The sequence below is a fragment of the Candidatus Kuenenbacteria bacterium genome, assembly GCA_012797775.1.
In the GTDB taxonomy this organism is placed as follows: domain Bacteria; phylum Patescibacteriota; class Patescibacteriia; order UBA2196; family GWA2-42-15; genus JAAZMX01.
Window position 1 is genome coordinate 44,087 of sequence record JAAZOM010000011.1, and the last position, 10,735, is coordinate 54,821.

The 10,735-nt window shown below is 40.7% G+C and carries 9 protein-coding genes and 1 rRNA gene; 8 read left to right on the plus strand and 2 right to left on the minus strand.

Annotated elements, in window-relative coordinates; translation table 11 throughout:
- Window positions 1-70: 70 nt before the first annotated feature.
- On the minus strand, window positions 71-1,309 hold the full coding sequence (locus tag GYA54_01580) for a GrpB family protein (protein NMC51401.1): 1,239 nt from the start codon (window positions 1,307-1,309) through the stop codon (window positions 71-73).
- 342 nt (window positions 1,310-1,651) lie between these two features.
- Between GYA54_01580 and GYA54_01585 the strand changes: the two genes are divergently transcribed.
- The 7 genes from GYA54_01585 (at window position 1,652) to GYA54_01615 (ending at window position 6,948) form a co-directional block, all read left to right on the plus strand.
- Entirely contained in the window at window positions 1,652-3,052 is a 1,401-nt protein-coding gene (locus GYA54_01585; protein ID NMC51402.1) for an aminopeptidase, read from the plus strand.
- Between the two features lie 2 nt (window positions 3,053-3,054).
- A complete protein-coding gene (ruvB, locus tag GYA54_01590; GenBank protein ID NMC51403.1) occupies window positions 3,055-4,071 on the plus strand; it encodes a Holliday junction branch migration DNA helicase RuvB in 1,017 nt (338 codons plus the stop codon).
- A 59-nt stretch (window positions 4,072-4,130) separates the two neighbouring features.
- Complete coding sequence (locus tag GYA54_01595) at window positions 4,131-4,355, plus strand: hypothetical protein (protein ID NMC51404.1); 225 nt, start codon at window positions 4,131-4,133, stop codon at window positions 4,353-4,355.
- Window positions 4,356-4,465: 110 nt separating this feature from the next.
- A complete protein-coding gene (locus GYA54_01600; GenBank protein ID NMC51405.1) occupies window positions 4,466-5,035 on the plus strand; it encodes a PH domain-containing protein in 570 nt (189 codons plus the stop codon).
- Window positions 5,016-6,026 (plus strand): tRNA preQ1(34) S-adenosylmethionine ribosyltransferase-isomerase QueA, encoded by a 1,011-nt coding sequence (queA, locus tag GYA54_01605; GenBank protein NMC51406.1) that lies wholly within the window; start codon window positions 5,016-5,018, stop codon window positions 6,024-6,026. Before GYA54_01600 ends, queA begins: the two co-directional genes overlap by 20 nt.
- A gap of 143 nt (window positions 6,027-6,169) precedes the next feature.
- Window positions 6,170-6,601, plus strand: a complete 432-nt coding sequence (locus GYA54_01610; GenBank protein ID NMC51407.1) for a hypothetical protein — start codon at window positions 6,170-6,172, stop codon at window positions 6,599-6,601.
- Window positions 6,598-6,948 (plus strand): hypothetical protein, encoded by a 351-nt coding sequence (locus GYA54_01615; protein ID NMC51408.1) that lies wholly within the window; start codon window positions 6,598-6,600, stop codon window positions 6,946-6,948. The genes GYA54_01610 and GYA54_01615 overlap by 4 nt, the downstream gene beginning before the upstream one ends.
- A 49-nt stretch (window positions 6,949-6,997) precedes the next feature.
- Here GYA54_01615 and ruvA read toward each other — a convergent pair whose 3' ends face one another.
- Window positions 6,998-7,573 carry a Holliday junction branch migration protein RuvA gene (ruvA, locus tag GYA54_01620; protein ID NMC51409.1) on the minus strand — a complete coding sequence of 192 codons (576 nt, stop codon included), beginning with the start codon at window positions 7,571-7,573 and terminating at the stop codon, window positions 6,998-7,000.
- A gap of 473 nt (window positions 7,574-8,046) precedes the next feature.
- Here ruvA and GYA54_01625 point away from each other — a divergent pair.
- Window positions 8,047-10,735, plus strand: a 23S ribosomal RNA gene (locus GYA54_01625); the annotation flags it as partial.

Consider the following 10,735-nt stretch of genomic DNA (forward strand, 5'->3'; position numbering starts at 1 on the left):
AGAAATAAATATAAAAACTAAAACACCCCGCACAGGCGCGTGGTGTTTTTAAATCTTTTGAAATATAAAGCTAGAGATATAATTTTTTAATTTGGTTCAAAAATAATTTTATTTGCTGTATAGCTTGCCTGTTTTCTCTGTTGGAAATTATAAATAAATTATCTAGAATTTTCTCTAGGGTTTTGGTAGAATTTTTGGGGGTAACTTTTTTAATTTTGGGGAATGACTTTTGGCGCAAATCATTATATATTTCCACGAGAAAATCTAAGAACTTATTATCATTTTTGCGGATAATTTTTTTTATACCGTTGAAGGTCATACAAATGATGAACTTAACTCGGTCTTGAATATCGCGTGTTTCTCTTTTGGTTTCATAAATCATTTTACCCTTGGGAATTTTTAGATTTTTTTTATTAAAAAGTATTTTGGATTTACCCCAGAGGCGGGCGCTGTTTTTTGGTGATAAATAAAGATCAACATGAATTGGCCCAGCGCTGGTTTGGAATAATAAGTAGGCGTATGTTCCCCCGAGCGGATAATTTTGTTGAGCCTCGTGATAAATTATAATTTTACCGATTTTTTTGTAGAGTTTGAGCCGTTGAGCTATTATTTTCTTAATTTTTTGATCAGAAAAAGTGGCCCAAAAATCTATATCGCTAAATTCATCTGATGAGCCACGAGCAAGCGAGCCAAAAATGTGACCCTCTAGAGCAATAGCGGAGAAGATGGTTATTAGTTTTTTAAAAATTTTATTTTTTTCTTTTTGCCTTGCGTTTTGGAAGGCGGTGATATTATTTGACCAAGCCAGGGCTTTCTTTTTTATAGTAGCCATCAGTTTATATTTTTGAGCGCTGTATTTTTGGTAATAGTTGGGAAATTTTTTAAATAAGGAAAATTTAAGGACGCTATACTTTTTGGTGTCTAATGGATGTGAGCGAAGATAATCTCTCGTGGCGAGCATTTGTTTTATTTCTGGGTGATTGACTGGATAAAAATGGGCGATGAAACGCCTTTGTCCGTTAACGTACTTTTCTAAAAGGCGAGTACCAGGATCATTTTTCGCGCCAAGTGATTGATAGCCAATTTTTTCCATAAGGATAAGCTGGGAGTCGATTTGGGAAACATTTTTGACAATAAACAACATATCAATAGTTGGTTTTCCGGCCAGACCGGGGACCGAGGTACTGCCAATATGGTGACTTTTTAAAATAGCATGTTTAAAAATGAGCTTGATGTTATCACTTTCTTCTTTGAACCAGATAGGCCAAGATGGCTGGTAGGGAACCACGGTATAATTTTTGATGGTCATGGAGATTAAATAATACTTAATTTAAGAGATGACAGGATTGGTGAATTTTAATAAATATCGTCTTTAGATTAATTTTACTGCAATTAATCTAAAATTAAAACCCCGTCTTTGGTGAAAGGCGGGGTTGAAATCCCTAATTACTCCAAGAGAAGAAAATCCTTATAAGGGCAATCCGAGTCGAAACCAGGATTATCCTTAAAAGAGATCCCCATGCTCGTCGTCTCTTGGAGAAATTAAGGATTGGTTAGTTTTAAAGCGTCTAGCTAGCATATCATAAGGACCAAAACTTGTCAAGGCGGGGGTAATCTGGTAGAGTAGATTTATAAGATTAACTAAGAAAATATGCCTAATAATAGGAAAAATGGAGGGAAAAAGTTTTTGATGGGAGGGGGTCTTTTTTGGGATTTAACCTCAAAGAAAGAGCAGGGGGTGGCCGAGAGCCTGGGTGATGAATATAAGAAATTTTTGAAAGTTTGTAGGACAGAGAAGCAGACTATCAGAGAGGTAGAAAGACTGGCAAAGCAGAGGGGGTTTGTACGAGGTGATTTAAACAGTGGATTGGCAAAAGGCAAAGATAAATTGATTTTTATAAACCGAGACAAGAGCGCTGTTTTGATAAATTTTGGTAAAGGCGATTTAATGGCTGGGGCCAATTTTTTGGTGGCGCACACGGATTCACCACGAATGGACCTGAAGGTAAAACCGCTTTATGAGGATGGGGGTATTGCCTATTTTAAACCAAATTATTATGGTGGCATAAAAAAATATCATTGGCCAGTAACGCCTTTGGCAATGCAAGGAACAGTGGTTTTGAAAAATGGACAAGAGATAGAGATCGATATTGGCTTAAAGGAAAATGATCCAGTGTTTGTGATTTCTGATTTATTGCCGCACCTAGATCACGAGAGGATGGATAAGCCTCTGGGTAAGGCGATCGATGCGGAGGAACTCAATATTATTGTGGGGACAAAACCAGTAGCAGACAAAAAGGCCAAAGAGAGGGTAAAAATGGCAGCATTAGAATGGCTCAATAAAAATTATCAAATAGGCGAAGAGGAGTTATTTGCGGCAGATATCAGATTCGTGCCGGCTTACAGCCCGAGAGATGTTGGTTTTGATCGGGGCCTTATAGCGAGCTATGGGCAAGATGATCGAGTATGTGTGTTTGCGGCCCTGGAAGCATTTTTGGAGACAAAAAACAAAAGGGTTAGTGTTTTGTATTTGGTGGACAAGGAAGAGACAGGTAGTATTGGGGCGACTAGTGCCGAATCAATGTTTTTGGAAAACGTGATTAGCTGGCTAATAGAACAAAGAGGAATAAAAATAAATATTTATGATTTTTATAGAAAGTCGAGAGGCATCTCGGCTGACGTAACTGCGGCCTATGACCCGGACTATAAACAGGCATATGATCTCAATAATGTGGCGCACCTGGGCCACGGGGTAGTAATAGAGAAATATTTGGGACACCGAGGCAAATCTTATACTATGGAAGCAGAACCATTTTTTATTAGAGAGATTATAACTTTATTTAATAAAAATAAAGTGGTTTGGCAGACAGGGCACCTGGGTAAGGCAGAAGCTGGTGGGGGTGGATCGATCGCCGGGTATTTGGCCAATCGTAATATGGAAATGGTAGATATTGGGGTGCCACTTCTGAACATGCATGCGCCGTATGAACTTTCTAGTAAGGCGGATATATATTCAGCTTATAAAGGTTATAAAGCGTTTTTGGAAAATTAATTATGGCAGAAGAAAGGATAACAACACCAGAAGAAAAAGAAGAAGATCAGGGTTTTGATTTGACACTAAGGCCGAGAAGTCTAGATGAATTTATCGGGCAGGGACAGATCAAGTCAAATTTGAAAATTTTTATTGAGGCGGCTCGGCAGCGAGGCGAGGCCTTGGAGCATGTGCTTTTTTATGGAGCGCCGGGTCTGGGCAAGACAACTCTGTCACATATCATTGCCAGAGAGATGGATGTGAATATAAAGGTGACAAGTGGGCCAGCGATTGAAAAGGCTGGAGATTTGGCCGCAATTTTGACCAACCTAGAGAGAGGCGATGTCCTTTTTATTGATGAGATACATAGATTGAATAGGAGTATTGAAGAAATTCTTTATCCGGCGATGGAAGATTATGCCTTGGATATTATTATTGGCAAGGGGCCATCAGCTAGGACATTGAAATTGGATTTACCACATTTTACTTTGGTCGGGGCAACAACCAGATTGAGTTTGTTGTCTTCACCCCTTCGTGATCGGTTTGGTAATATTTTTAGAATTGATTTTTATAAGCCAGAGGAAATACATAAAGTGGTAGAGAGGTCGGCAAAGATATTGGGAGTTGATATAGAAAATGAGGCGGCAGGAGAGATATCTAGGCGTGCTCGTTCTACGCCGAGAATTGCCAATAGGCTTTTGAAGAGAGTCCGGGATTTTGCCCAAGTCAAAGGGAATGATAAAATTAATAAAGAGGTGAGTGATGAGGCGTTGAAGATGCTCGATATCGATATGCTTGGACTGGACGAGATCGATAGGAGAGTGTTGAAAGTAATTATTGAAAAATATAATGGAGGCCCGGTGGGACTCGGTACAATTGCGGCGGCGACGAATGAAGAAATAGCTACGATAGAGGAAATTTATGAACCGTTTTTGTTGCAACAGGGATTTTTGATGCGGACACCACGAGGGCGGGTAGCGACCAAAAGTGCTTATGAGCATCTGGGTTTTAAGCCGCCAGAAGAGACTAAATTATTTTAACTCCTACAAATCTACAAATATTTTACAAATATACAAATAATATTTAAGAACATATTTAGATGGGGATACCACTTTTCATCATATTAATATTATATCTTTTGTTGGCGGCGTGTTTTGTGCTTTTTTCTTTGTTTTTGGTTTATCATGCTTTGCGTTTTGGGGTAGCGACAATTTCCAATGTTTTGGTAATGATAATTTATATTGTGGTATCTGCGGTGATACTCGTATCTGCCTATTCTTTTATTGTGTCAGTTGATTGGATGCAGACTATTCAAATATTATAATTTTTTTAAGTTTATTTTACCTTTTTTGCGAAGGGCGGGGGTAAATTCCGTATTGTTGGTGGAGGATGCGGGATCTTTCGCTTCGCTCAGGATAAATTATTTGCAAAATTATGTTTAGCTTGAAGTATATACCGCACAGAGAACCAGACGAAAAAGTGGTTTTTGTATTGCATAGGCACAAATTTGTTTTTGGGGTCGTGGCTCTGGCTTTTTTGATTTTGGCCATTTTGCCATTTTTTATTTATTTTTTAATTAGCAAAGAAATGCCCCAGGCTTTAGAGAGCCAGTTTTGGTCAATATTTTTGAAATTATTACTATTTCTGTTTTATATGTTTTGGTGGATGTTGTTTTATTATGCTTTTTTGGATTATTACCTAGATGTTTGGATGGTGACAAATTATAGGGTAATTGGCGTGGAGCAGCGAGGGCTTTTTCATCGAGTGGTGGCTGAATACAAACTTTTTCGCATTCAGGATGTTTTGGCGGAGCAAAAAGGATTTTTCCCAACGGTGATTGATTATGGTAATGTGCATATTCAAACAGCCGGAGAACAGGAAGTGGTGAACTTTAAACAAGTACCCAATCCCAATCATGTGGCGAGAGAGTTGATACGGCTTATAGAATTCAATAAAAAGAAATTAGCCGCCAAAGAATTAAAAGATGAAGTTAAAACTATTTGATTACAATTTACCAAATGAATTGATAGCCCAAAAACAAATGAAGCCGCGAGATATTTCGCGGCTCATGGTTATTAATAAGGCTAGTCGGCAAATAAGGCATGATTATTTTTTTAATTTGGACAAATATTTAAAAGAAGGGGATGTATTGGTCTTTAATAATAGTAAGGTTTTCCCGGCGAGGATCAGATTTGGCGGTAGAGAAATATTTTTACTTAAAGAATTGAGAGGTGGAAAATGGGAAGTGATGGGAAGAAATTTAAGATTTATGATTTATGATTTAGGATTTAAGAGTAATGTTTTAAAATGTGAGATATTAAAAAAAATGGATAGTGGCAATTATATAGTCAGATTTAATTTGCAAGGGAAAAAATTCAGAGAGTGGTTAGAGAAATACGGAGAGACGCCCTTGCCACCGTATATAAAGACCAAGGATTCGGCGCAGATACGGAAAGATTATCAGACTGTTTTTGCGAAGAGTGAAGGGTCAGTGGCAGCGCCGACAGCGGGGTTACATTTTACCAAAAGAGTTTTTGGAAAATTGGAAAAGAAGGGGATAAAAATTGAATTTGTAACTCTTCATGTGGGCGCAGGGACATTTCAAACAGTGAAGACGGAAAATATTGAGGAGCACAAATTGCACGAAGAGTGGGCTGGAATAGACAAAATAACGGCAGGGAGACTGAGTAGATATAAGAAAGAAGGGAGAAGAATTATTGCTGTGGGAACGACAAGTTGTCGAGCGCTAGAAGCATTGGTAGACAAAGAGGGAAGATTAAAACCGGCAAAAAGAGAAGTTAATATTTTTATTTATCCGGGGTACAAATTTAAATTCGTGGATGGTTTAATCACCAATTTTCATTTACCCAAGTCATCACTTTTGATGCTGGTGTCGGCCTTGGCCGGGAGAAAGTTTATTTTGGAAGTATATAAAAAGGCAATTCAAAAGAAATATCGGTTTTATAGTTTTGGGGATGGGATGTTTATTAGGTAGGTAGGGGTGTAGGGTCTGTAGGTTGGTAGGGGATTATTTTATTTGACTTTTGGGTGAGGCAGAGATAAGATGATTGAATTAATAAAAATAAAATTTAAATGTAAAGATCTTTAAAATTTTCAATAAACTGGGAGGGCTAAGAGATGAGCCGAGAGTGGGTTTTTTATTATAATCACAAGGGCGAAAGGATAAAAGGAGATGATCCGCGGCAAGTGGACATCGTTTCAACTTTTCCCTTGCCCAAGCCATCACGAGCGACTGGGACAAGAAATTTACCTAAGTTTTCTTTTGGTACTCGATGGGGTTCAATCATTGATCATTTGCTCGTAGGAGCGAGTTTGATTCGCTCAAAATTGTGGTACTGGGGCTGGAGTTATAAGGAGCTGGAAGGGTTTATTGATCAGGAGGCGATTAAGTTTTTCAAGGATAGAAAAATCAGATTTTTATTTTTTTACAAAACAAGAGGGGGTGGGTATCTATTTGTGCGGCATGATCAATGTGCTTTTGCGGGGAAAACCGTGGTGATTGTGCCGCCGAAAAAATTGGAAAAGAAAAATGGAGAAAACCCAAGATGAAAACAAAAAAGTTTTACTATAATTGTTTTTCTTGGCAGCTAGTAGGGCCTAGGGGGGCCTGTGCAATATCAAATTTTCCTTTACCCGCAAAAGTGCGGGGGAGATGCGCTCAGTCATTTTCCCGCGTTGAGGTTCAAATCGGAGCGTTCTGCGACCCCGTGATACTGGACCCGATTTTATTGGGTAAAAGGTGGAGGATCGTGGGATCGGCTAGAAGAGACCCCAGATCCAGGAGGGCTGTTGAATCGGCGGGGTTGGGATTAGTTGACCGCTGGGTTTTATTGGAAAAGGGGGAAATGTGGGTGGCGGTGATTTGGCGCTATCTCACTGATGCCAAATATTTTTAGTTTTAAAAATCCCTGACGGGAAACTGTCAGGGATTTTATTTATGGAAAATTATTTACTTAGATATTTGAAAGCGTTTTTGAGCTTGTCTTCCATGCGGATAATGTCGGGGGGAATTTTTTTGAGGGCTTCACGAACATCACGCTCATTGTAGCCAAGAGAGATCAACGCATCAAATGTTTCGGTGTCAGTATCAGAGAGATTGAGTTCTTTTTCGGTGGCAGGCAGAACATCCAGTTTATTTTTTAATTCTACCACGATACGCTCGGCAGTTTTTTTGCCAATGCCGGAAACTTTATAGAGAATAGCCGGGTCATCACGCAGGATAGCTTTTTTGATATCAGAAAGTTTGGCCACTTCGAGGACGCCCAGCGCGGTTTTGGGGCCGACACCGGAGATGGTGATGAGGATCTCAAAAAAACGCAATTCTTCCTGGGTCTCAAAACCAAAAAGACTCATGGCATCTTCAGAGTGCCGCAGGTGGGTGTAGAGCTCTAGTTCAGAATTAATTTGAGCTTTTTGGAGGAGAGTGGTAGGCGCAAAAATTTGGTAGCCGATATTGCCAACTAAAAGAACTAGAGACTTGGAGTTTTTTGAGAGGATAGAGCCCTTGAGATAAGAAATCATGGGATAAGTATTTAGTATAAAGTATTAGGTATTAAGCATAAGATAAGTTTAACTTATTTGGGCTAATTTTGGAATAATGTTATAACCTTAAGGGGTGGATAAGGTGTGGATTTGACAGATTTGTCATTTTTGGTATAATAGTTAGTGAAAATAAATACTTAATATTTTGGCTTAATTTGGCTAAAATAACTTGGTAAGAATAATAATATGAAAAAAACAATATTATTAACAAAAAATCTAAGCGGTTAGGCTCTGGATTGTCTTGTTTTCGTACCAAGCCGCTTAGAACAAGCGGTTTTTTGTTACTTTAAAAAATAGTAAAGAATAAAATCAGTTCAGTTTTGAGGGTAGACCCTGAAAAGTGGATTGATTAGGATAGAATTTTAAAAACATTTATAAGGGAGGGTTGAGGAAAAAATTGCAATTTTATATTGTAAGGAGATTTCTAAAATATAAGCTTTTAGGAATCCGTAATTTTAAGGCGTGTGGTGGATGCCTAGACATCAAGAAGCGAAGAAGGACGTAGCAGCCTGCGATAAGCCTCGGTTAGGTGGCAAGCAACCTGTGATCCGGGGATTTCCGAATGGGGGAACCCTACCGTGTAAACCACGGTAAGCCGCGCTTTTGCGCGGTAGCATACCCGCTGAAGTGAAACATCTCAGTAGGCGGAGGAAAAGAAATCAATCGATATTCTCCTAGTAGTGGCGAACGAACGGGGAACAGCCCAAACTCTTTTTAGTGTTTATTGAGGCGGTACAATGTTTAATTATGTTGTGCCAAGACAATAATAAAGGTACAAGCTGTTGCTAATTTGAGGGTTGTAAGATAATTGCGTTTCTGCCGCTTGTAGGGCAGAAGGTTAGTTACAAAAATTATTATTAGCTGAAAGCCATTGGAAGGTGGCTACCAAAGTAGGTGATAGTCCTGTAGGCAAAAATAATAATTCTGACCAGTAGTTATTCTTAAGTAAAACGAGACACGTGAAATCTTGTTTGAAGCTGGGTCGACTATGACCCAAGGCTAAATATTCTTGATGATCGATAGTGAACTAGTACCATGAGGGAAAGGTTAAAAGCAGCCCGGTGAGGGCGATGAAATAGTATCTGAAACCACATGTTGACAAGGAATCGGAGCATGCTTTACGCAAGTAAAGTGTGCGACGGTGTGCCTATTGAAGAATGAGCCAACGAGTTTGTGTATGTTACTTGTTTAATCCCGCATTGCGGGAGAAGGCAAAGGGAAACCGAGTCATAATCTGGCGTATACTCTTTAATATTATTGGCTTGACCTTTGAGCTAATAATATTGAATGAGTAAGGTAGCATGTACAAGACCCGAAACCAGGCGAGCTAGCCATGGACAGGATGAACCCTGAGTAAAATCAGGAGGAGGTCCGTACCCACCAGCCGTGCAACACTGGGGGATGAGCTGTGGCTAGGGGTGAAATTCCAATCGAGCTTGGTAATAGCTGGTTCTCCTCGAAATAGCTTATGGGCTAGCGTCTTTTGTTCGCATCCAGGGGTAGAGCACTGGAAGGAAGTGGAGTGGTTCGCCATATCCCTTTCTATCAAACTCCGAATACTGGGTGTTTAAAAAAGGCAGTAAGACTACGGGGGCTAAGCTTCGTTAGTCAAAAGGGGAACAGCCCAAAATCTTAAGTTAAGGTCCCTAAATCTACGTTAAGTGTGAAAGGTAGTGGATTTTCTTATACAACTAGGAGGTTGGCTTAGAAGCAGCCACCCTTTAAAGAAAGCGTAATAGCTCACTAGTCAAGAATTTCTGCGCCGAAAATTTACCGGGGCTCAAACGTAGTACCGAAACTAAGGGCTCCGACGCAAGTCGGAGCGGTAGAGGAGTATTCTATATCCGCTGAAGTCGTTTCGTGAGGAACGGGGGAGGATATAGAAGTAAGAATGTTGGCATGAGTAGCAAAAAGACCGGTGAGAAACCGGTCCACCGAAAATCCAAGGTTTCCTGGGCAACGCTAATCGGCCCAGGGTTAGGCGATCCTAACCGCGTATCCAAACGGATGCGAGGGATGGAAAAGCAGGTTAATATTCCTGCCCTGTACAAATATTATCCTCACACTGACGCATTTAGAAGTTAAGAGCATATTTTGGCTATATATGTTTGCTCCGATGCAAATCGGGGCGAAGAAGTGAAACCTCCGGGTGGAGCGAATTCTTGATAACTGGGTGCCGAGAAAAGGTGTGTTGTTAAGTATGTGTGCAACCGTACCGTAAACCGACTCAGGTGGGTGAGGCGAGAAGCCTAAGGTGAACGAGATAACCCTTATTCAGGAACTCGGCAAAACAACGGGCGTAACTTCGGGATATGCCCTCCCCGGCAGCGCAAGCTTGTCGGGGCGCAGTTAAAGATCTCTAGCGACTGTTTACCAAAAACACAGGTCCCTGCTAAAGTCGTAAGACTATGTATAGGGGCTGATGCCTGGCCAGTGTCAGAACGTTAAGCGGAGAGGTGCAAGCCTTGATGCAAAGCGCTGATGAACGCCGGCGATAACTATAATCGTCCTAAGGTAGCGAAATTCCTTGACGGGTGAGTTCCGTCCCGCACGAATGGCATAACGACTTGAGAACTGTCTTGATAAGGGGCTCGGCGAAATTGCAATACCGGTAAAGATGCCGGTTACTCACAGTTAGACGAAAAGACCCCGTGAAGCTTTACTATAGCTTGATATTGATATATAAGACGTCCATGTTCAGAATAGGTGGGAGCCTTCGGGCACCAGTGAGATACCACCCTTGGCATTTTGTATATCTAACCCCGCATCCGCGGGGAACAGTATCTGGTGGGTAGTTTGAGTGGGGCGCTCGCCTCCTAAAAGGTAACGGAGGCGTTTAAAGGTTGGTTAGCTCCGGATGGAAACCGGAGCGATAGAGCAAACTCATAAACCAGCTTTACTGCAAGACCCATATGTCGCGCAGTCACGAAAGTGTAAGTTAGTGAACCGACCATTTTCATATAGGAGAGTGGAAGATCAACAAATAAAAGCTACTCCGGGGATAACAGGCTAGTCTTGCCCAAGCGTCCACAGCGACGGCAAGGTTCGGCACCTCGATGTCGGCTCATCGCATCCTGGGGGTGAACAAGCTCCCAAGGGTTTGGCTGTTCGCCAATTAAAGCGGTACGTGAGCTGGGTTCA

Coding starts and splice junctions, on each gene's coding strand:
- GYA54_01585 (NMC51402.1), top strand. CDS start 1,652: ATGCCTAATAATAGGAAAAATGGAGGGAAAAAGTTTTTGATGGGAGGG.
- GYA54_01580 (NMC51401.1), bottom strand. CDS start 1,309: ATGACCATCAAAAATTATACCGTGGTTCCCTACCAGCCATCTTGGCCT.
- ruvB (NMC51403.1), top strand. CDS start 3,055: ATGGCAGAAGAAAGGATAACAACACCAGAAGAAAAAGAAGAAGATCAG.
- GYA54_01600 (NMC51405.1), top strand. CDS start 4,466: ATGTTTAGCTTGAAGTATATACCGCACAGAGAACCAGACGAAAAAGTG.
- GYA54_01615 (NMC51408.1), top strand. CDS start 6,598: ATGAAAACAAAAAAGTTTTACTATAATTGTTTTTCTTGGCAGCTAGTA.
- GYA54_01610 (NMC51407.1), top strand. CDS start 6,170: ATGAGCCGAGAGTGGGTTTTTTATTATAATCACAAGGGCGAAAGGATA.
- GYA54_01595 (NMC51404.1), top strand. CDS start 4,131: ATGGGGATACCACTTTTCATCATATTAATATTATATCTTTTGTTGGCG.
- queA (NMC51406.1), top strand. CDS start 5,016: ATGAAGTTAAAACTATTTGATTACAATTTACCAAATGAATTGATAGCC.
- ruvA (NMC51409.1), bottom strand. CDS start 7,573: ATGATTTCTTATCTCAAGGGCTCTATCCTCTCAAAAAACTCCAAGTCT.